The sequence below is a fragment of the Georgenia phoenicis genome (assembly GCF_047302425.1).
Classification (GTDB): domain Bacteria; phylum Actinomycetota; class Actinomycetes; order Actinomycetales; family Actinomycetaceae; genus Oceanitalea.
This window is the reverse complement of the sequence record NZ_CP154855.1, coordinates 78,242-98,427: the sequence shown is the minus strand read 5'-3', so window position 1 is coordinate 98,427 and position 20,186 is coordinate 78,242. Positions and strand designations below refer to the sequence as shown.

Annotated in this window: 21 protein-coding genes and 1 tRNA gene; 17 read left to right on the top strand and 5 right to left on the bottom strand. The window is 73.3% G+C overall.

From position 1 onward, the window contains the following. Nucleotides 1-76: 76 nt before the first annotated feature. From AA0005_RS00545 to AA0005_RS00490, 12 genes are all read left to right on the top strand, one after another. A complete protein-coding gene (locus AA0005_RS00545; RefSeq protein ID WP_413451494.1) occupies nucleotides 77-1,630 on the top strand; it encodes a methyltransferase in 1,554 nt (517 codons plus the stop codon). Between the two features lie 118 nt (nucleotides 1,631-1,748). Next, nucleotides 1,749-2,462, top strand: a complete 714-nt coding sequence (locus AA0005_RS00540; RefSeq protein ID WP_413451493.1) for a YqjF family protein — start codon at nucleotides 1,749-1,751, stop codon at nucleotides 2,460-2,462. 71 nt (nucleotides 2,463-2,533) lie between these two features. Further along, the gene (topA, locus tag AA0005_RS00535) at nucleotides 2,534-5,254 is read left to right on the top strand and encodes a type I DNA topoisomerase (protein ID WP_413451492.1); all 2,721 of its coding nucleotides are present in this window, start codon (nucleotides 2,534-2,536) and stop codon (nucleotides 5,252-5,254) included. Between the two features lies 1 nt (nucleotide 5,255). Beyond that, entirely contained in the window at nucleotides 5,256-5,570 is a 315-nt protein-coding gene (locus tag AA0005_RS00530) for a hypothetical protein (RefSeq protein WP_413451491.1), read from the top strand. Between the two features lie 9 nt (nucleotides 5,571-5,579). Beyond that, on the top strand, nucleotides 5,580-6,599 hold the full coding sequence (locus AA0005_RS00525; RefSeq protein WP_413451490.1) for a Gfo/Idh/MocA family protein: 1,020 nt from the start codon (nucleotides 5,580-5,582) through the stop codon (nucleotides 6,597-6,599). A gap of 71 nt (nucleotides 6,600-6,670) precedes the next feature. Continuing rightward, complete coding sequence (tmk, locus tag AA0005_RS00520; protein WP_413451489.1) at nucleotides 6,671-7,303, top strand: dTMP kinase; 633 nt, start codon at nucleotides 6,671-6,673, stop codon at nucleotides 7,301-7,303. Continuing rightward, entirely contained in the window at nucleotides 7,300-8,493 is a 1,194-nt protein-coding gene (locus AA0005_RS00515; protein ID WP_413451488.1) for a DNA polymerase III subunit delta', read from the top strand. Before tmk ends, AA0005_RS00515 begins: the two co-directional genes overlap by 4 nt. A gap of 10 nt (nucleotides 8,494-8,503) precedes the next feature. Continuing rightward, the gene (locus tag AA0005_RS00510) at nucleotides 8,504-10,042 is read left to right on the top strand and encodes an alpha/beta hydrolase (protein WP_413451487.1); all 1,539 of its coding nucleotides are present in this window, start codon (nucleotides 8,504-8,506) and stop codon (nucleotides 10,040-10,042) included. A 57-nt stretch (nucleotides 10,043-10,099) separates the two neighbouring features. Further along, nucleotides 10,100-10,172 (top strand) — tRNA-Thr (locus AA0005_RS00505). Between the two features lie 29 nt (nucleotides 10,173-10,201). Further along, nucleotides 10,202-10,399 (top strand): hypothetical protein, encoded by a 198-nt coding sequence (locus tag AA0005_RS00500; protein WP_413451486.1) that lies wholly within the window; start codon nucleotides 10,202-10,204, stop codon nucleotides 10,397-10,399. Nucleotides 10,400-10,485: 86 nt separating this feature from the next. Then, a complete protein-coding gene (locus tag AA0005_RS00495; protein ID WP_413451485.1) occupies nucleotides 10,486-10,821 on the top strand; it encodes a histone-like nucleoid-structuring protein Lsr2 in 336 nt (111 codons plus the stop codon). Nucleotides 10,822-10,924: 103 nt separating this feature from the next. After that, entirely contained in the window at nucleotides 10,925-11,662 is a 738-nt protein-coding gene (locus AA0005_RS00490; RefSeq protein WP_413451484.1) for a phosphoglyceromutase, read from the top strand. 57 nt (nucleotides 11,663-11,719) lie between these two features. Here AA0005_RS00490 and phoU read toward each other — a convergent pair whose 3' ends face one another. Then, a complete protein-coding gene (phoU, locus tag AA0005_RS00485; protein WP_413451483.1) occupies nucleotides 11,720-12,397 on the bottom strand; it encodes a phosphate signaling complex protein PhoU in 678 nt (225 codons plus the stop codon). 141 nt (nucleotides 12,398-12,538) lie between these two features. On the opposite strand from phoU, the gene AA0005_RS00480 reads away from it, so the two are divergent. Genes AA0005_RS00480 through AA0005_RS00470 form a run of 3 tightly spaced genes read left to right on the top strand, consistent with a single transcriptional unit; the run spans nucleotide 12,539 to nucleotide 15,525 of the window. Continuing rightward, entirely contained in the window at nucleotides 12,539-13,711 is a 1,173-nt protein-coding gene (locus tag AA0005_RS00480) for a sensor histidine kinase (protein ID WP_413451482.1), read from the top strand. Beyond that, complete coding sequence (locus tag AA0005_RS00475) at nucleotides 13,708-14,406, top strand: response regulator (protein ID WP_413451481.1); 699 nt, start codon at nucleotides 13,708-13,710, stop codon at nucleotides 14,404-14,406. Before AA0005_RS00480 ends, AA0005_RS00475 begins: the two co-directional genes overlap by 4 nt. Before the next feature lie 42 nt (nucleotides 14,407-14,448). Next, complete coding sequence (locus tag AA0005_RS00470; RefSeq protein ID WP_413451480.1) at nucleotides 14,449-15,525, top strand: phosphate ABC transporter substrate-binding protein PstS; 1,077 nt, start codon at nucleotides 14,449-14,451, stop codon at nucleotides 15,523-15,525. Between the two features lie 9 nt (nucleotides 15,526-15,534). Here AA0005_RS00470 and AA0005_RS00465 read toward each other — a convergent pair whose 3' ends face one another. Continuing rightward, entirely contained in the window at nucleotides 15,535-15,993 is a 459-nt protein-coding gene (locus AA0005_RS00465) for a hypothetical protein (RefSeq protein WP_413451479.1), read from the bottom strand. Nucleotides 15,994-16,185: 192 nt separating this feature from the next. Here AA0005_RS00465 and AA0005_RS00460 point away from each other — a divergent pair, with 192 nt between their 5' ends. Beyond that, nucleotides 16,186-16,668 carry a CarD family transcriptional regulator gene (locus tag AA0005_RS00460; RefSeq protein WP_110851586.1) on the top strand — a complete coding sequence of 161 codons (483 nt, stop codon included), beginning with the start codon at nucleotides 16,186-16,188 and terminating at the stop codon, nucleotides 16,666-16,668. A gap of 5 nt (nucleotides 16,669-16,673) precedes the next feature. Beyond that, complete coding sequence (gene ispD, locus AA0005_RS00455; protein ID WP_413451478.1) at nucleotides 16,674-17,402, top strand: 2-C-methyl-D-erythritol 4-phosphate cytidylyltransferase; 729 nt, start codon at nucleotides 16,674-16,676, stop codon at nucleotides 17,400-17,402. Here the strand turns inward: ispD and AA0005_RS00450 are convergent. The 3 genes from AA0005_RS00450 to AA0005_RS00440 form a co-directional block, all read right to left on the bottom strand. Then, on the bottom strand, nucleotides 17,389-18,180 hold the full coding sequence (locus tag AA0005_RS00450; RefSeq protein ID WP_413451477.1) for an RDD family protein: 792 nt from the start codon (nucleotides 18,178-18,180) through the stop codon (nucleotides 17,389-17,391). The genes ispD and AA0005_RS00450 overlap by 14 nt on opposite strands. An 85-nt stretch (nucleotides 18,181-18,265) precedes the next feature. Next, on the bottom strand, nucleotides 18,266-18,742 hold the full coding sequence (ispF, locus tag AA0005_RS00445) for a 2-C-methyl-D-erythritol 2,4-cyclodiphosphate synthase (protein WP_413451476.1): 477 nt from the start codon (nucleotides 18,740-18,742) through the stop codon (nucleotides 18,266-18,268). A gap of 19 nt (nucleotides 18,743-18,761) precedes the next feature. Beyond that, entirely contained in the window at nucleotides 18,762-20,123 is a 1,362-nt protein-coding gene (locus AA0005_RS00440) for an MFS transporter (protein WP_413451475.1), read from the bottom strand. Between the last annotated feature and the right edge of the window lie 63 nt (nucleotides 20,124-20,186).

Below are 20,186 nucleotides of genomic sequence, written 5' to 3'. Positions count from 1 at the left end.
TCCGGCGCGCCGTGGGCAGACGCTGACGAGGCTAGCGGCCGCCTGTGACACGGGACACCCCCGTACCCTCGGGACCATGCCGAGCCCTCGTCCTCCCCGCCTGCCCGCCGACCTCGCCGACGGGCTGCGCTCCGACCTCGCCGCCGGCTACACCCTCGCGGCCGTCCAGGAGGCGCTCGGACCGGTCGCCGCGGCCGCCCTCCAGCGCGAGGAGCCGGTCGCCGCCCGCCGCGCCACCGAGGGCGCGAGCGACCCCGCCGCCGTCCTCGCCCGCCTCTTCCTCCTCGGCGAGCCGATCACCCGCACAGCGCTCGACACCGCCCTCCCGCGCACGACGACGGCGGGAGCCACCGCCGTCGGGCTCGTCACCCCGGCGGGGGAGGACGGTGCCGACGAGGTGCGCGCCGCCGTCGACCTGCGCCCCTACGAGGCGGCCGACGCAGCCGGGGAGGCCCGCTGGTGGGTCGCCTCCGACCTCGGGGAGCTCGCCACGCGCCGCAGCCTGCACGCCGACCACGTCCTCGGGATCGGGGGCGCCTCCCTCACGCTCGCCCGCATCACGGTGCGCGACCACCGCGCGCGGGTCCTCGACCTTGGCACCGGCTGCGGCATCCAGGCACTCCACGCGACCCGGCACGCCGACCACGTCCTCGGCACCGACATCTCCCGCCGCGCCCTCGACTTCGCCGCCTTCAACGCGGCCCTCGCCGGGACGCCGGTCGAGCTGCGCGAGGGCTCGCTGCTCGAGCCGGTGGCCGGGGAGCGCTTCGACCTCGTCGTGTCCAACCCGCCCTTCGTCATCACCCCGCCCGCGGCCCACGCCGCGGGCCTGCCCGTCATGGAGTACCGCGACGGCGCGATGCCCGGCGACTCGCTCGTCGCCGACCTCGTCTCCGGGCTCGGCGAGCACCTCGCCCCGGGCGGCGTGGCCCAGCTCCTGGGCAACTGGGAGCACCACGCGGGTGAGGACTGGCGCGAGCGGGTGAGCGGCTGGCTCGAGGCGGCCGGCACCGACGGATGGGTGGTCCAGCGCGAGGTGCAGGACCCCGCCGAGTACGCCCACACCTGGCTGCGCGACGGCGGCCTGCGGCCCGGCACCGAGCTCTTCGATGCGGCCCTGGCCGCGTGGCTCGACGACTTCGCCGCGCGCGGTGTCGAGGCGGTCGGCTTCGGCTACCTCCTGCTGCGCCGGCCCGCGGACGGCTCGCGCCCGGCCTGGCGGCGCGTCGAGGAGCTCACCGCACCCCTCCAGGGACCGCTCGGCGGGCACCTCGCCCAGGTGCTGGCCACCCAGGAGTGGCTCGCGGCGACCGACGACGCCGCGCTCGCGGAGCAGCGGCTGCGCGCGGCCGAGGACGTCACCGAGGAGCGCCACCTGCGCCCCGGGGAGCCCGACCCGCGCGTGCTCCTGCTGCGCCAGGGCGGCGGCTTCGGGCGCACCGTGCAGCCGGGCTCGCTCGTCGCCGGGGCCGTCGGCGCCTGCGACGGCGAGCTCACGGTCGGCCAGATCGTCGGTGGGCTCGCCGTCGTCCTCGACCAGCCCGCCGACGCCGTCGCCGCCGAGGTCCTCCCCGCCGTCCGCGACCTGCTCCTCGACGGCTTCCTGGTCCCCGAGCCTGCCTCCACCTGAACGAGCGCAGGGGAGAGCGCCGAGCGCGGGTGGCACACCGGGCGCGCTCGGCGTTCTCACGTGCGGTGGCGCGGCAGGGGCAGCGGGGGAGGCCTCCCGCAGGGAGTACGTTCGCCGCATGGACCTGCCGCGCCCGCACACGTTCCGGGCGGTCAACCTCCAGGGGTGGCGTGACCTCACCTTCCTCCACTGGTCCTATCCGCCGGAGGTCGTGCAGGCGCTGCTGCCCGAGGGCCTGAGAGTCGAGACGGTCGACGGCCGGGCCTGGGTGGGTGTCGTCCCCTTCCGGATGGACGCCGTCCGGACACCGGGCCTGCCGCCGCTGCCGCACCTCTCCTCCTTCCCCGAGCTCAACTGCCGCACCTACGTGCGCCACGCCAACGGGACGAGGGGCGTCTGGTTCTTCTCCCTCGACGCGGCGCGGCTGTGGATCGTCGCCGCGGCGCGAGTCCTCGGCCTGCCGTACCTCTGGTGCCGCGGGCACGTCGACGGCGCGGTACCCGGCACGGTCCGCTACCGCAGCGACCGGCTCGTGCCCTGGCGCGCGCCGGTCCGGCTGCGCGTCGAGGTCGAGACCGGTGAACCGATCGCCAGTCCCGACGCGCTCACCGTCTTCCTCACCGCCCGCTGGTGGGCCTTCACGCTGCGGCTGGGCCGGCTGTGGCAGGTCCCCGTGGAGCACACGGACTGGCCGCTGCACGAGGCGCGCGCCGTCGTCGTCGATGCCGAGGGGCTGCTCCGGGCGGCTGGGCTGCCCCCGCCGGCCGGCGCCCCGCTCGTCCACTTCTCCCCCGGGGTGCGCACCCGCCTGGGCCTGCCCCGGCCGAGCTGACACCGACGCTCGCCAGCCCCATCGGGTACCGTCACCCCGACACGCCCCTGTGGACAGAAGGAAGGTAGGCGGTGACAGGTTCCCGCAAGCTCGTGATCGTCGAGTCGCCCGCGAAGGCGCGCACCATCGGCGGATATCTCGGGCCGGAGTTCGACGTCGAGGCCAGCGTCGGACACATCCGCGACCTGCCTCAGCCCTCCGAGCTGCCCGCGGAGATGAAGAAGGGCCCCTTCGGGAAGTTCGCCATCGACGTCGAGGGCGACTTCGAGCCCTACTACGTCGTCGACGCCGACAAGAAGAAGAAGGTCACCGAGCTCAAGCGCGCGCTCAAGGAGGCCGACGAGCTCTACCTCGCCACCGATGAGGACCGCGAGGGGGAGGCAATCGCCTGGCACCTCCTCGACGTCCTCAAGCCCAAGGTGCCGGTCAAGCGGATGGTCTTCCACGAGATCACCAAGGAGGCCATCACCCGCGCGCTGGAGAACACCCGCGAGCTCGACGAGCGTCTCGTCGACGCCCAGGAGGCGCGCCGCATCCTCGACCGCCTCGTCGGTTACGAGGTCTCCCCGCTCCTGTGGCGCAAGGTGCGCCCCCGCATCTCCGCCGGGCGCGTCCAGTCCGTCGCCACGCGGATGGTCGTCGAGCGGGAGCGCGAGCGGATGGCCTTCCGCGCCGCGTCCTACTGGGACGTCAAGGGCACCTTCACCGGCGACGACGGCGGCGGCACCCGCCCCTTCGAGGCGCGTCTCGTCGCGCTCGACGGCGCGAAGGTCGCCACCGGCCGTGACTTCGGCGACGACGGCCAGCTGACGGCCGCCGCCCGCAAGGGCGGCGTCGTCCACCTCGAGGAGGCGACGGCGACCGCGCTGGCCGAGGCCCTCGAGCAGGCGCCGGCCCGGGTCGCCTCGATGGAGACCAAGCCCTACACCCGCCGTCCGGCGGCGCCGTTCACCACCTCCACGCTCCAGCAGGAGGCCAGCCGCAAGCTGCGGATGAGCGCCCGGGAGACGATGCGCACCGCGCAGGGGCTGTACGAGAACGGCTTCATCACCTACATGCGTACCGACTCCTCGGCGCTGTCGCAGCAGGCGATCGCGGCGGCCCGGGCGCAGGCGACGGAGCTGTACGGCGCGGAGTACGTGCCGGCCAAGCCGCGGTTCTACGCGCAGAAGTCCAAGGGCGCGCAGGAGGCCCACGAGGCCATCCGCCCCGCCGGTGACTCCTTCCGAACCCCCGGCCAGGTGGCCGGCCAGCTCACCGGCGCGCAGTTCCGCCTCTACGAGCTCATCTGGAAGCGCACCGTCGCCTCGCAGATGGCCGACGCCACCGGCTCCACCGCGACCGTCCGCCTGCGGGCCGAGGCGGCGCTCGCAGACGGCACCCGGCAGGCCGAGCTCAGCGCCTCCGGCACCGTCATCACCTTCCGCGGCTTCCTCGCCGCCTACGAGGAGGGCCGCGACGCCGAGCGCTACGAGTCGGGCGCGCAGGACAAGGAGACCCGGCTTCCGCAGCTGGCCGAGGGCGACCCGGTCGGCACCGAGTCCGTGCGCGCCGAGGGCCACGAGACCACCCCGCCGCCGCGCTACACCGAGGCGAGCCTCGTCAAGGCGCTCGAGGAGCGCGGCATCGGCCGGCCCTCGACCTACGCGGCGACGATCTCCGTCATCACCGACCGCGGCTACGTCGAGCGCCGTGGTCAGGCCCTCGTGCCGACCTGGCTCGCCTTCTCGGTGGTCCGGCTGCTGGAGGAGTACCTGCCCCGGCTCGTCGACTACGACTTCACCGCCGCGATGGAGGGCGACCTGGACCAGATCGCCGCCGGCCAGGAGGACCGCGTCCAGTGGCTCGCCCGGTTCTACCGTGGGGAGGGGGAGCGGGAGGGGCTGCGCACGCAGGTCGAGAACCTCGTCGACATCGACGCGCGCGCCGTCAACAGCATCGACATCGGCGAGGGCATCACGCTGCGCGTGGGCCGCTACGGCCCCTACCTCGAGTCGAGCGAGGAGGAGGGCAAGCGCGCCTCCGTGCCCGACGACGTCGCTCCCGACGAGCTCACCGTCGAGAAGGCCCGCGAGCTGCTCGCCGCCAGCGCGGAGGACGGGCGCGAGCTGGGGACCGACCCGGAGACCGGTCACACGATCATCGCCAAGACCGGCCGCTACGGGCCCTACGTCACCGAGGTGCTGCCCGAGCCGAAGGAGGCGCCCGCCGCCGAGGGCGCCAAGAAGCCGGCGAGGAAGAAGGCCGCGCCGAAGCCGCGCACAGCCTCGCTGTTCAAGACGATGCAGCTGGAGACCGTGAGCCTGGAGGACGCGCTGCGGCTGCTGTCGCTGCCGCGCGTCGTCGGCACCGACCCCGAGTCCGGTGAGGAGATCACCGCCCAGAACGGCCGCTACGGCGCCTACCTCAAGAAGGGCACCGACTCCCGCACCCTCCCCGAGGGCGAGGACCAGATCTTCGAGATCACGCTCGAGGAGGCCCTCGAGCTGTACAAGCAGCCCAAGCGCGGCCGCGGGGCCACCGCCAAGCCGCCGCTGCGCGAGCTCGGCGAGGACCCGGTGAGCGGCAAGCCCGTCGTCGTCAAGGACGGCCGCTTCGGCCCGTACGTCACCGACGGGACGACGAACGCCACCCTCCGCAAGGACGACGACGTCGAGACCGTCACCCCCGAGCGCGCCTACGAGCTGCTCGCCGAGAAGCGCGCCAAGGGGCCGGCCAAGAAGACGACGACTCGCAAGACGCCCACCCGCAAGCCGGCGGCCAAGAAGGCGCCCGCGAAGAAGAAGGCCTGAGATGCCCCCGACTCCGCAGCCGAGCATCAACCCGCGGCACTTCCTCGTCATGGCGACGGTGAGCGGCGTCGTGCTCGCCACCACCGTGCTCCTGTGGGTCTTCGAGGTCGTGCCCTTCGGGGTCTTCATCGGCGTGGTCGCCGCCCTCGCCGTCGGCCAGACGGTGGGCGTCGTCCTGCTGCAGCGGGGCGCGAGCCAGCGGCACCGGCGCGCCTCGGACCTCACCGCCCAGGGCGGCGCCTCGACGATCGGCCCGGACAGCCCGGCCGCCCGGTACGGCTACGACCCGATGAGAGAGGTCGACGGGGGCCGCTAACCTCCTCCCATGACCTCGACGCTCGAGCTGACCTCCGCCCCCGACCCGCTCGACGCGCCCCCGCTGCGCTGGGGCATCCTCGGTGCGGGCGGCATCGCCCGCACCTTCGCCCGGCAGGTGCCCGCCCACAGCAGCGGCCGCGTCGTCGCCGTCGGGTCCCGCGACGGGGCCAAGGCCGGTGCCTTCGCGCAGGAGCACGGGATCACCCGCTCCCACGCCGGCTACGACGCGCTCGTCGCGGACGAGGACGTCGACGCCGTCTACGTCGCCACCCCGCACAGCGAGCACCGCGACCACGCCCTGCTGGCGATCGAGGCCGGCAAGCACGTCCTCGTCGAGAAGGCCTTCACCCGCAGCGCAGCCGAGGCCCGGGAGGTCTTCGCGGCCGCCGAGGCCCGCGGCGTCTTCGTCATGGAGGCGATGTGGACGCGCTTCCTGCCGCACGTCGTCGCGATCCGCGAGCTCGTGCGCAGCGGCTCCATCGGCGACGTCGTCGCCCTCCACGCCGACCACGGGCAGCGCCTGGACCACGATCCCGCCGGGCGGCTGCTCAACCCCGAGCTCGCCGGCGGGGCGCTCCTCGACCTCGGCGTCTACCCCGTGTCCTTCGCCCACGACCTGCTCGGCACGCCCGACTCCGTCGTCGCCGCCGGCTCACTCACCGAGACCGGTGTTGACGGCCAGGAGACCGTGCTGCTGCAGTACGGCGCCAAGGCACAGGCCGTGTGCTCCTCGACCCTCTGGGCCGCGACGCCCTGCCGGGCCGCCATCAGCGGGACCGAGGGCACCATCACGATCGACGGGCCCTTCTACGGCGCGACGAGCTTCACCGTGAGCCGCGGCGACGAGCAGATGACCGTCCGCCCCCGCCACGAGGGCGGCTTCCAGTACGAGGCCGCCGAGGTCGCCCGCTGCGTCGCCGAGGGCCGCCGGCAGTCCGCGACGATGAGCTGGGAGGACACCCTCGCCGTCATGGGGACGATGGACGAGGTCCGCCGCCAGCTTGGCGTCGTCTACCCCGGCGAGTAACAACCCCGCTCTCGGCGAGGGGAGTGTGGGTGAGGGACTGGGGTGTCGTGGGGGCTCGTTAGGCTGAGGCGGTGACGACGACCCAGGCAGCGCCCCTGTTCATCGCCCTCGAGGGCGGGGACGGGGCGGGCAAGAGCACCCAGGCCGAGCTGCTGCGCGACTGGCTCGAGAGCCGGGGCCGCGAGGTCGTCCTCACCCGCGAGCCCGGCGGCACGGACCTGGGCCGCACCCTGCGCCGCGAGGTCCTCCACGGCGAGGACCTCGACCCGCGGACCGAGGCGCTCCTCTACGCCGCCGACCGCGCCCACCACGTCCACACGCTCGTGCGCCCCGCCCTGGCGCGCGGCGCCGTCGTCGTCACCGACCGGTACATCGACTCCTCGGTCGCCTACCAGGGCGCCGGCCGCGGCCTCGGCCACGACGAGATCCGCGAGCTGTCCGCCTGGGCGACCGGCGGCCTGCTCCCCGACCTCACGGTCGTCCTCGACCTCGACGCCGCCACGGCCGCCGCCCGCCGCTCCGGTGAGCCCGACCGCCTCGAGCGCGAGCCGAGCGCCTTCCACGAGGAGGTGCGCGCGAGCTTCCTCGCCCTCGCGGCCGCCGAGCCGGCCCGCTACGCCGTCGTCGACGCCTCCCTCGCCCCGCAGGACGTCCACCGCGAGGTCCGCGCCCGCCTCACGCCGCTGCTGGAGGAGTCCCGATGAGCGTGTGGGACGACGTCGTCGGCCAGCACGAGGCCGTCGCGGTGCTGCGCTCCGCCGCCCTGGCCGCCCGGGGCATCGCCGACGGCGGCGACTCCCGCGGCACCGGCATGACCCACGCCTGGCTCATCACCGGCCCGCCCGGCTCGGGCCGCTCGGTGGCGGCCCGCGCCTTCGCCGCCGCCCTCGCCTGCACCGACCCGCACGAGGTGGGCTGCGGGCACTGCCACGGCTGCACGACCACCCTCGCCGGCTCCCACGCCGACCTCCAGGTCATCACCACCGATCGGGTGAGCTTCAAGATCGAGGACATGCGTCCGATCGTCTCCGACGCCCAGCAGGCGCCCTCCCAGGGCCGCTGGCGGGTCATGCTCATGGAGGACGCCGACCGCATGGTCGAGCGCACCTCCAACGTCCTGCTCAAGGCCATCGAGGAGCCGCCGCCGCGGACGGTGTGGCTGCTGTGCGCGCCAAGCCCGCAGGACCTCATCGCCACGATCCGCTCCCGCTGCCGCACCGTCTCCCTGCGGGTCCCGGCGGCCGAGGACGTCGCCGAGCTGCTCGTGCGCCGCGACGGCATCGAGCCGCGGATCGCGCTCATGGCGGCACGCGCGGCCCAGAGCCACGTCGGGGTCGCCCGGCGCCTCGCCACCGACCCCCAGGCGCGGGAACGACGGCGCTCCATCCTCACCGTGCCGAGCCGCATCCGCGGGGTCGGGGACGCCGTCCTGGCCGCCGCGGACCTCGTCGAGCTGGCCCAGGCCGAGGGCAAGGCCGCCACCGAGGAGCGGGACGCCGCCGAGCGCGCCGAGCTGCTGCGCACGCTGGGCGCCGAGGGCGAGACCCGCCTGCCACCGGCGGTGCGCTCGCAGGTCAAGCGCATGGAGGACAACCAGAAGAGCCGGGCCACCCGCGCCCAGCGCGACGTCCTCGACCGCGCGATGGTCGACCTCCTGTCCCTCTACCGCGACGTCCTCGTCGTCCAGCTCGGCGCGGACGTGCCGCTCGTCAACACCGACCTCGAGACGGAGGTGCGGGCCCTCGCCGCCGACTCCAGCCCCGAGCAGACCGTGCAGCGGATGGACGCCGTCGGCACCGCCCGCACGCGGCTCGCGGCCAACGTCGCGCCGCTGCTCGCCGTCGAGGCGATGATGGTCGGGCTGCGCCCGCAGGCCGGTCCGGCCCGTCTGTAGAGTGGCGCCGGTGAGCCGGATCCTGCGCGCAAGCCTCGCCCTCGTCACCGTCACCGCCCTCGTCGCCTGCAGCACGGGCGACCAGCCCGACGACGTCGGCGCGACGGCGGAGGAGACACGCACCGCCCGCGCCGAGGAGCCGCTGCCCGAGGTGCCGGCCGAGCTCGCCACGTTCTACGAGCAGTCCCCCGAGTGGGAGGAGTGCGGCAACGACTTCGACTGCACCGACGTCACCGTCCCCCTCGACTGGGACGCGCCGGACGGCGAGACCATCACCCTCGCCGTCAAGCGGCGCGCCGCGGGGGACGAGCCGGTGGGATCGCTCCTGGTCAACCCCGGCGGCCCGGGTGGCTCGGGGATCCAGCTCGCCGAGGCCGCCTCGATGATGTTCTCCGGCGAGCTCCTCGACGGCTACGACGTCGTCGGCTTCGACCCCCGCGGCGTGGGCGCCTCCACCCCGGTGGAGTGCGTGAGCGACGCCGAGCTCGACGAGATCCGCTCCGAGGACTACGACACGAGCACCGAGGAGGGCGTCGCCGCCTTCACCCAGGCGGCCGCCGAGCTCGCCGCGGCCTGCGAGGCCAACAGCGGCGAGCTGCTCGCCCACGTCGACACGGAGAGCGCGGCCCGGGACCTCGACGTCCTGCGCCACGTCCTCGGCGAGGCGCAGCTGGACTACCTCGGCTTCTCCTACGGTACGCACCTGGGCGCCGTCTACGCCGAGCTCTTCCCCGAGCACGTCGGCCGGATGGTGCTCGACGGCGCGATGGACCCCTCCCTGGGCAGCGACGACATCGTCCGCGGCCAGGCCGAGGGCTTCGAGCGGGCGATCCGCGCCTACGCCGAGGACTGCCTCGCCGGCTCCGACTGCCCGCTGAGCGGCGACGTCGACACCGCCGTCGGGCAGGTGCAGGACCTCCTCGAGCTGGCCTCCCACACGCCGCTGCCCACGGGCACCGACCGGGAGCTCACCGCGCCGCTCATGTTCTCCGGCATCATCATGCCGCTCTACGACGACGCCTACTGGATGCTCCTCACCTCCGCCCTGGACGCGGCGATGAACCAGCAGGACGGCTCCCAGCTCCTCCTCCTCGCCGACCTGTCCGCCGAGCGGGAGGACGACGGCACCTACGCGACGAACTCCAACGAGGCGAACATCGCGATCAACTGCATCGACTACCCGGTCGAGGGCGGTCCCGCAGAGTGGCAGGAGCAGGCGGCGGAGCTCGCGGAGATCTCCCCGACCTTCGGCCCGGCCCTCTCCTACGGCGACGTCACCTGCGACGCGTGGCCCTACGAGCCCACCGTCGAGCGGGCGCCCGTGACCGCCGCCGGTGCCGAGCCCATCGTCGTCATCGGCACCACCGGTGACCCCGCTACCCCGTACGCGTGGTCCGAGCAGCTTGCCAAGCAGCTCGAGTCCGGTGTCCACGTCACCTACGAGGGTGAGGGGCACACCGCCTACGGCCGCGCCGGGGACTGCATCACCGAGGCCGTGGACGGATTCCTCCTCGAGGGGACCGTCCCCGAGGACGGCCTCGTCTGCTGACTTTGGTCCACGGGGCTCGCCCCGGTACAGTGGTCCGCGCTGCCCCGCGCGGGCCGCGCCGCCTTAGCTCAGTCGGCAGAGCGTCTCACTCGTAATGAGAAGGTCGTGGGTTCGATTCCCACAGGCGGCTCCGTCTTCACCCGCACGTACCATGGAGCCATGGACTACGTCGTGGCACTCATCCCCTCCATCGGCCTGGCAATCGTCTTCGTCGTCGTGCTGCGCGCGATTCTCTTCGCCGACCGTCGTGAGCGTGCGGCAATTCGCCAGCTCGAGAACGAGGCGGAGAAGTCCTCTTCACCCGTCGCACATCACGGCATTGCGGAACAGCGTGACAATTCTGATTCCCCGAATTAGTGTGTGCGCATCGCTATTCGGCAGGGAGTAGCGGGAGCGAGCATCGCTGCGGCCCGAACGGGCCGAAAGTACAGGAAGAGAATCAGATGGTGCAGAAGGTCATGGTCACTCTTATCGACGACGTTGACGGGACCCCCGCGGACGAGACGGTCCTCTTCAGCCTGGACGGCGTGAACTACGAGATCGACCTCACGACCGACAATGCCGCCAAGCTGCGCGACGCGCTGGCCCCCTGGGTCGGCCACGCCCGCCGCGCCGGTGGGCGCCGCACCGGCGGGGGCCGCTCGAGCCGTCGCTCCAGCGGTGGCGGCAACAGCGACGCCGCGAAGGTGCGCGAGTGGGCGCGGGCCAACGGCTACACGGTCTCCGACCGCGGCCGTATCCCGGCCGAGGTCACCGAGGCCTACGCCAAGGCCAACTGAGCCCGACGCGCAGGGCCACGGACCACCCGGTCCGTGGCCCTTCGCGCGTCCACGGGACGAATGGCCCCGCGACGCCGCGCGCCCCATGAGCGATGATGGGAGCATGACATACACCCTTGTGCTGCTCCGCCACGGCGAGAGCGACTGGAACGCGAAGAACCTCTTCACCGGCTGGGTGGACGTCCCGCTCTCCGAGAAGGGAACCGAGGAGGCGCTGCGCGGCGGTGACCTTCTCGTCGACGCCGGAATCGAGCCCGACGTCGTTCACACCTCTCTTCTGCGCCGGGCCATCATGACGGCGAACCTCGCGCTCGACCGCGCAAACCGTCACTGGATTCCGGTGAAGCGTCACTGGCGCCTCAACGAGCGTCACTACGGTGCCCTGCAGGGAAAGAACAAGAAGGAGATCCGGGAGGAGTACGGCGAGGAGCAGTTCATGCTCTGGCGTCGTTCCTACGACGTCCCACCGCCGGCCATCGAGCTCGGCTCGGAGTTCTCCCAGGACACCGACCCGCGTTACGCCGGTGAGCCGATTCCCACCAGCGAGTGCCTCAAGGACGTCCTCGAGCGCGCCCTGCCGTACTGGGAGTCCGACGTCGTGCCGGATCTCAAGGCGGGCAAGACCGTCCTCGTCGCCGCGCACGGCAACTCGCTGCGCGCGATCATCAAGCACCTCGACGGCATCGACGACGAGACGATCTCCGGCCTCAACGTGCCCACCGGCATCCCGCTCCTCTACGAGCTGGACGAGAACCTCAAGCCGACCACCCCCGGTGGTCGCTACCTCGACCCCTCCGCGGCGGAGGCGGCCATCGCCGCGGTCGCCAACCAGGGCAAGTAGGACCGCAGGGACGACGAAGGGGGCCGGCTCAGCCGGCCCCCTTCCGTCGTGCTCGGGTCAGTGGTCACGCGCGCCGTCGTCGCGGGCCACGGAGTTCGTCAGGTCGCCGGTGACGAGGTAGCTCGTGCGGCGGGCGACCGAGACGCCGTGGTCCCCGAAGCGCTCGAAGTAGCGGCCCAGGAGTACGCCGTCGACCATCTGCTGCTTGGTCATCTCCACCTCGGGGTCGAGGAGGATGGTGAAGGTCTGCTTGTGCAGGGCGTCCAGGGCGTCGTCGTCCCGCTCGACGCCCGCGGCCAGCTCGAGGTCACGGGTGGCGAGCAGGTCGCTCACCTGATGGGCCACCTTCGTCGCCGCGGCGCCCATCTCGGCGAAGATCTCCTGCATGGCCGGGCTGGGTGCCACCTCGGGGTAGCGCCCGCGGGCGACGTAGGCGATGTGGCGGGCGAGGTCGCCCATCCGCTCGATCGTCGCCGACATCCGCAGCGCCGCGATGACGACGCGCAGGTCGGTGGCGACCGGCGCCTGCCGGGCCAGCAGCGAGATGCACTGCTCGTCCAGGCTCCGCTCGATCTCGTCGATCTCCTCGTCGGCGCGGATGACCTGCTCGGCCAGCTGGAGGTCGGCGGTCTGGAGCGCGGTGGAGGCCTTCTCGATCGCGTCGATGACCAGCCGGCTCATCCGCTGCAGGTCCTCACCGACCTGGGCCAGCTCCTGCATGAAGATCTCGCGCACGTTTCGCTCTCCTCGGTCTCGTCGTGATCCAACCGTAGCGTTCCAGGCAGCGGTGAACGACAGGTGGCTGCCCGGTGAACGCCCGGAGCCGGGGCGGACGGCCTGGTCCGGGAGGGCGCGGAGGGGCTTACCCTCGGACACGTGGAGGGGATCTGGCCTTTCGTCGTCGTCGCCCTGGTGGGGCTCGGCCTCGGTGCCCTGGTGCGCGGGTTCTTCCCGTCGCGGCCCCGCCGCGCCCCGGCCGTCACCCCCGCCGCCGACGGCGTGAGCAAGGACGCGCGGCAGCTGCTGCGGGCGCTGCGCTCCTCCGTCCTCGTCCTCGACGCGGGCGGCTCGGTCCTCCAGGCCAGCCCCTCGGCCTACAGCTACGGCCTCGTGCGCTCCGGGCGCGTCGCGCTGCCGGCCGTCGCCGAGCTCGTCGAGCGCGTCCGCGCCGACGGGCAGGCGCACGAGCGTGAGCTCAGCCTGCCGCGCGGACCGCTCGCCGGCGCCGGCGAGATGATCCTCCAGCTGCGCGTCGTGCCGCTGTCGGAGGGGCGGGTGCTCGTCGTCGCCGACGACCACACCGGTGCCCGGCGCCTGGACCAGGTGCGGCGCGACTTCGTCGCCAACGTCTCCCACGAGCTCAAGACGCCGGTCGGGGCGCTGGCCCTGCTCAGTGAGACCCTCGAGGAGGCCGCCGACGACCCGGCCGCCGTCCGGCGCTTCACCGCGCAGATGCGCCGCGAGTCCCGCCGCCTCACCGCCCTCGTCCAGGAGATCATCGACCTCTCCCGCCTCCAGGAGCCGGATGCGCTCGTCGACTCCGAGCTCGTCGCGGTCGACACCGTCATCGCCGAGGCAGCCGACCGGGTGCGGGTGGAGGCCGAGTCCCGGCGGATCACCCTCGCCGTCGGCGGCGAGCAGGGCCTGCACGTCTTCGGCGACGCCGACCTCCTCACCACCGCCGTGCGCAACCTGCTCGACAACGCGCTGCGCCACTCCGACCCCCTGGGACGGGTGTCGGTGGGCGTGGCGCGGGACGCCGGGAACGTGCGTATCGCCGTCGTCGACCAGGGTGAGGGCATCCCGCCCGCCCAGCAGGAGCGGATCTTCGAGCGCTTCTACCGCGGCGACCCCGCCCGGGCGCGGCGCACCGGAGGGACCGGCCTGGGCCTGAGCATCGTCAAGCACGTCGCCGCCGACCACGGCGGGGAGGTCGAGCTGTGGTCCAAGCCCGGTGCCGGCTCGACCTTCACCCTCGTCCTGCCCCTCGCCGACCCGCCGACGACGGCGGCACCCACCCCCACGACAGGAGCCCCCGCACAGCCATGACGACGATCCTGCTCGTCGAGGACGAGGAGTCCTACCGCGAGCCGCTCACCTACCAGCTCGAGCGCGACGGGTACGACGTCGTCGCCGTCGACAACGGCACCGACGCGCTCACCGCCTACGCCCGCTCCGCCCCGGACCTCGTTCTCCTCGACCTCATGCTCCCGGGGATGTCCGGCACCGAGGTGTGCCGCGAGCTGCGCCGGCAGGGCAGCACCCCGGTCATCATGCTCACCGCCAAGGACGACGAGTTCGACAAGGTCCTGGGCCTCGAGCTCGGCGCCGACGACTACGTGACCAAGCCCTACTCCTACCGCGAGCTCGTCGCCCGCGTGCGGGCCGTGCTGCGCCGTGGCGCCGAGCCGGCGGCGGAGGAGGCCGGCGGGGTGCTCGAGGTGGGACGGGTGCGCATGGACGTGGGCCGCCACGAGCTCCACGTCGACGGCGAGCCCGTGCGGATGCCGCTGCGGGAGTTCGAGCTGCTCGAGGTTCTCCTGCGCAACGCCGACCACGTCCTCACCCGGGGCCAGCTCATCGACCGGGTGTGGGGCGCGGACTACGTCGGGGACACCAAGACCCTCGACGTCCACGTCAAGCGCATCCGCGCGAAGATCGAGCGCGACCCCTCGGCGCCCGAGACGCTCCTCACCGTCCGGGGCCTGGGGTACAAGCTCGTCGCACCGGAGCGGACCCCGTAACCTGTCGTCTTGCTGCTGGATGCCTGAACGACAGGGAGCGGGATGATCAAGGGCACGGGACGACGGATCGCGGCCGGGACGGTGCTGGTCGCGCTCACCGCCGCCGGCTGCGGCGGTGACTCCGCCTCGATCGCCGGGGCGGGTGCCTCCTCCCAGGAGATCGCCATGCAGGCCTGGCTCGCCGGCCTGCACGACCTGCGGCCCGACATCCTCGCCTCCTACGACCCCACCGGGTCCGGTGCGGGCCGGGAGATGTTCATCACCGGCGCCGTCGACTTCGCCGGCTCCGACGCGCACCTCGACGACGAGGAGGCCGTCGAGGCCGCCGAGCGCTGCGAGGGCGGGGAGGTCCTCGAGCTGCCGCTGTACATCTCGCCGATCGCCGTCGCCTACCACCTGCCCGAGCTCGGCGTCGAGCACCTCCAGCTCGCGCCGGAGGTCATCGCCCGGATGTTCGACGGCCAGATCGAGCGCTGGGACGACCCCGCGATCGCCGAGACCAACCCCGGCGTGGACCTACCCGACCTCGCCGTCGTGCCCGTCAACCGCTCCGACGACTCCGGGACCACCGAGAACTTCACCGAGTACCTCGCCGAGGCGGCGGGGGAGGCGTGGCCGCACGAGCCGAGCAGCACGTGGCCGCGCAGCGGCACCCACTCCGGCCAGCAGAACGTCGGCGTGGTCTCCACGCTCGAGGCCGCCGAGGGCACCATCGGCTACGTCGACGCCTCCCAGGTGACCGAGGAGCTCGGCACCGTCGCGGTGGGCGTGGGCGAGGAGTTCGTGCCCTTCTCCCCGGAGGCGGCGGCCGCCGTCGTCGACGCCTCCCCGGCAGCGGAGGGAGCGACCGACACCCGGCTCATCATCGAGCTCGACCGGGCGACCGAGGCGTCGGGCGCCTACCCCGTCGTCCTGGTCTCCTACACGATCGCCTGCACCCGCTACGACACCGCGCAGAAGGCCGACGCCGTGCAGGCGCTGCTCAGCTACATCGCCAGCGAGGACGGTCAGGAGCGTGCGGCGTCACCCGAGGTGGCCGGGGCGGCGCCGATCTCCCCCGAGCTGCGCGAGCGGGTCATGGCCGCCGTCGACCGCATCGAGGGGCCTGCCGGCGACTGACCCCGCCCGTCACGGCACGTAGTCGGCGTACTGCGGGAGCGTGGAGTCGAGGACGGGGACGTTCGCGGAGACCGTGCCGAAGCCGCTGACCTCGACCAGGCCCTCGGCGACGGCGCCCGGGGCGACCGGCGTCTGCGGGACGACGACGACCTCGTCGACGCCGAGCACGACGTGCTCGTCCGCCTCGAGCGGGACGCGGATCCCGCCGTCGCCGATCGTCACGGAGAAGACGACGTCCTCCTGGCTGTCGTTGACGAGCGTGCCGAAGACCTGGCCCTCCTCGCCCTCGTCCTCGGCGAGGACCATGAGGTTCTCGGCCCGGATGTCCTCGGTGACCTCGACCCGCACGCCGTCGCCCGCGTTGTAGAGCTCGGCGGTCTGGATGGGGGTCATCACGCTGCAGCCGGCGACGAGCGCGGAGGCGCCGAGCACTGCGGCGCCACGAAGCAGGTGGTGGAAGCGGGCCAAGACGGTCTCCTTCGTCGACGTGTCCCCCCCAGGCTACCGGGCCCGGGGAGCTCATCGCGCGGTCGCCCCACGCGATCCCGGCCACGTGCCCGCGCACCCTCACGGCCGTGCACAGGTATGCGGAACCCGCGGAATGGCGCCATTTCAGCGTGCTAGAATGAGTATTCCTCGCGACCAAGGAGCATGACCACTATGACCTTCACCGTCGGTGAGACCGTCGTTTACCCCCACCACGGAGCCGCCCTCATCGAGGCGATCTCGAAGAAGGTCATCAGGGGCGAGGAGAAGCTCTACCTCAAGCTCCGCGTGGCCCAGGGCGACCTCACCATCGAGGTCCCCGCGGACAACGTCGACCTCGTCGGTGTCCGCGACGTCGTCGGCAAGGAGGGCCTCGAGCGGGTCTTCGAGGTGCTGCGCGCGCCCTACACCGAGGAGCCGACGAACTGGTCGCGTCGGTACAAGGCGAACGTCGAGAAGATCGCCTCCGGTGACGTCATCAAGGTCGCCGAGGTCGTGCGCGACCTCTCCCGCCGCGACCAGGACCGCGGCCTGTCCGCCGGCGAGAAGCGCATGCTCGCCAAGGCCCGCCAGATCCTCGTCTCCGAGCTCGCACTCGCCGAGCGCACGGAGGAGGACAAGGCCGAGGCCATGCTCGACGACGTCCTCGCCTCCTGACCCACGTGCGCTGCGCCGCGGTCCTCACGGCTGCCGGCTCCGGCACCCGCCTCGGGCACACGCTGCCCAAGGCGCTCGTCCCGCTGGGCGGGACCCCCCTCGTCCTCCATGCGGCGCGCGGGCTGGCCGCCTCCGGGGTGGTCGACGGCGTCGTCGTCACGGCCCCTGAGGCCCACCGCGAGGAGCTCGCCGCGCTCTTCCCGGGCGACCGGGTGCCCGGCACTGCGGTTCCCGTCCGGGTGGTCGTCGGCGGGGCGACCCGGCAGGCCTCAGTCGCCGCCGGTCTCTCCGCCCTCGACGACGTCGCGCCCGGCTGCCGGGCCGTCCTCGTCCACGACGCCGCGCGCTGCCTCGCCGGCCCCGAGCTCGTCCGCCGCGTCGTCGCCGCCCTCGCGGCCGGTGCCGGCGCCGTCGTGCCCGGGGTACCCGTGACGGACACGGTCAAGCGGGTGGTCGACCTGCCCGACGGTGGGATGCGGGTCGTCGAGACGCCCGAGCGGTCCGCGCTGCGTGCCGTCCAGACGCCGCAGGGCTTCGCCCGTGAGCTGCTCGAGCGGGCGCACCGGCTGGGCGCCGAGCGCGCCGACGACGAGGCCCGCGCCGTCTCGGACGACGCGGGCCTGGTCGAGCTGCTGGGCGAGGAGGTCCTCCTCGTCCCGGGTGAGGCGGCGGCGCTGAAGATCACCACCCCCGCCGACCTCGAGCTGGCGGAGCGGCTGCTCAGGCCGTCCTGACCACCCGGGTGCCACCGGCGAACTTGTCGTGCCAGCCCTGGCGGGTGGCGGTGTTGCTGCTGATCGTCACGGCGATCGCGATGACGGCGGCGAGCTGGAGCAGGCTGCCGAGCCAGCCGAGGAGTGGGACGAGGGACAGGAGGCTCAGCGCCGTCCAGGCGTTGCGCTTGAACGCCTCGGCCGTCGTGGGCGTCGCCCCGCCGGCGCCGACCGTCCGCACCTTGAGGAGCATCTTGCCGAGCGTCTGGCCCCTGGTGGACTCGAGGACGACGAAGTAGGCGACGGTGATCGCCGTGGTGATGAGGGTGGTCAGCGCGATGGCGCCGTAGTCCACGCGGCCAGTGGTGAGGAGGGTGTTGACGGCATCCCTGCCGAAGATGCCGTTGATGATCCCGTTGACGATGCCGAGGATGATGAAGTCGATGAGCCGGGCGAGGAACCGGGTGCCGAGCTCGGCCGGCTGGCCGGCGGTGGAGTAGGCGGGCGCCGGCTGGGCGTAGTACGGGGGCTGCTGGCCGTAGGGCTGCTGGCCCGGAGGCTGCTGGCCGTAGGGCTGCTGACCGGGCTGACCGTACGGCGACTGGCCATAGGGCTGCTGCCCGTACTGCTGGCCATACGGCTGCTGGCCGGACGGCGGCTGCTGGCCGTACAGGCCGCCCTGCCCGGGCGGCGGGGGCGGCGGGGTGGAGCCGTGCGGGGGAGGGGTCGAGCCCGGCGGGGGCGGAGGGGTGGAGCCCGGGAACTCTCCGGACGAGCCTCCGGGGGGCGTCTCGCTCATGTCAGGCCTTTCGCTGGTCGGGTCCCCGCCATGCTAGTGACCGGCGGCACATCGGTGACTCACCCGCCCACACACCGGGCGGGTGTCAGCGGGCGACGAGCGCGGTCGCGACGGCGAGCAGCCCCTCCCCGCGCCCCGCGAAGCCGAGTCCGTCCGTCGTCGTCGCCGACAGGCTGACGGGTGCGCCGAGGGCACGGCTCATCGCCTCGGCCGCCTCCTCGCGCCGGCGGCCGATCCGCGGGCGGTTCCCGACGACCTGGACGGCGACGTTCCCGATCTCGTACCCGGCCTCGCGGACGAGGGCCGCGGTGGCCGCGAGGAGCTCGGCCCCCGAGGCGCCGGCCCAGCGCGGGTCGGCGGTGCCGAAACGGGAGCCGAGGTCCCCCAGGCCCGCCGCGGACAGGAGCGCGTCGCAGGCGGCGTGCGCGGCGACGTCGCCGTCGGAGTGGCCCTCCAGGCCCACCTCACCCGGCCACTCGAGGCAGGCGACGTGGAGCGGGCGGTCGCTGCCCTCGGGGGCGAAGGCGTGGACGTCGGTCCCGATCCCGGTGCGCGGCAGCATGGCGCCAGGGTAGCGAGGCTCAGGCCGGCGGCGGCTCGTGCAGGGCGCTCTCGCTGCGCACCCGGCTGCGCACGGGCAGCAGGAGGAGCAGGCCGAGGGTGAGGACGGCGACGACGCCGAGGATGCCCCAGTACTCCGCGTCGGCGGCGCTCTGGCCGGTGACGCCGGCGCCGACAGCGATGGCGAGGGAGAAGGCCGCGGGGGCGAGGAAGCTCACGGCCCGGCCGGTGGTGGCGTACAGGCCGAAGAGCTCACCCTCCTTGCCCTTGGGGATGAGGCGGGCGAGGAAGGTGCGCGAGGCGGACTGGGCCGGGCCGACGAAGACGCACAGGAGCAGGCCGAGGGACCAGAAGACGACGGCGCCGCGCTCGTGGAGGAAGAAGACGCCGAGGCCGGCGAGGATCATCGCGACGAGCGAGCCGACGATGACCCGCTTGGGGCCGAGGAGGTCGTCCAGCGCCCCGAAGGTGATCGTCGCCACCCCCGCGACGAGGTTGGCGGCGACGCCGAAGACGATGACCTCACCGGGCGCGAAGCCGAAGACCGTGGCGGCGATGACCCCACCGAAGGTGAAGACGCCCGCCAGGCCGTCGCGGAAGATCGCGCTGGCACCGAGGAAGAAGACGGTGTGGTGGTCCTGCCGCCACACGTTCGCCACCGAGCGGAACAGCAGCCGGTAGGAGCCGATGACGCCCAGGCGGGGCATCGTGCCGCGGGAGGAGCGGTCGTCGCGGACGGTGAGGATCACCGGCAGGGAGAAGACGAGGGTCCAGCCCGCGCAGATGAGCATCGCCACGCGCACGTCCATGCCGTTCTCCGAGGTGATCCCGAAGAGCCCGACGTCCGGGCTGATGAGGCCGAAGTAGACGATGAGGAGGAGGACGATGCCGCCGATGTAGCCCAGCCCCCACCCGAGGCCGGACACCCGGCCGACCGTCTGCGGCGTCGAGAGCCCGTTGAGCATCGCGTAGTAGTTGACCGAGGCGAGCTCGAAGAAGATGTTGCCCACCGCGAGGAGCACCAGCCCCAGCCACAGGTTCTCCGGCCCGGGCGCGACGAAGAACAGGGACGCGGAGATGACGACGACGACCATCGTGTTGACGGCCAGCCAGAAGGTCCGCCGCCCCGAGCGGTCCGAGCGCAGGCCCGCCACCGGGGCGCACACGGCGATGAGGGCCCCGGCGCCCGCGAGCACCCAGCCGAGCTTCTGCGAGGCGCCGGCGCCGAAGAGGTCCGCGTTGGTGATGTAGACGGTGAAGACGAAGGTCGTGATGACGGCGTTGAAGGCGGCCGAGCCCCAGTCCCACAGGCTCCAGGCGTAGACGGGCCAGCCGAAGCGGCGGCGCTGCGTGGGGCGTGGCGTCACGGGCACTGTGGTCACCAGCGCACCGTAGCGCCCCGGCGTGACGTCCGGCACCGAAGCACGCGGGCTGTGCGCCGGTAG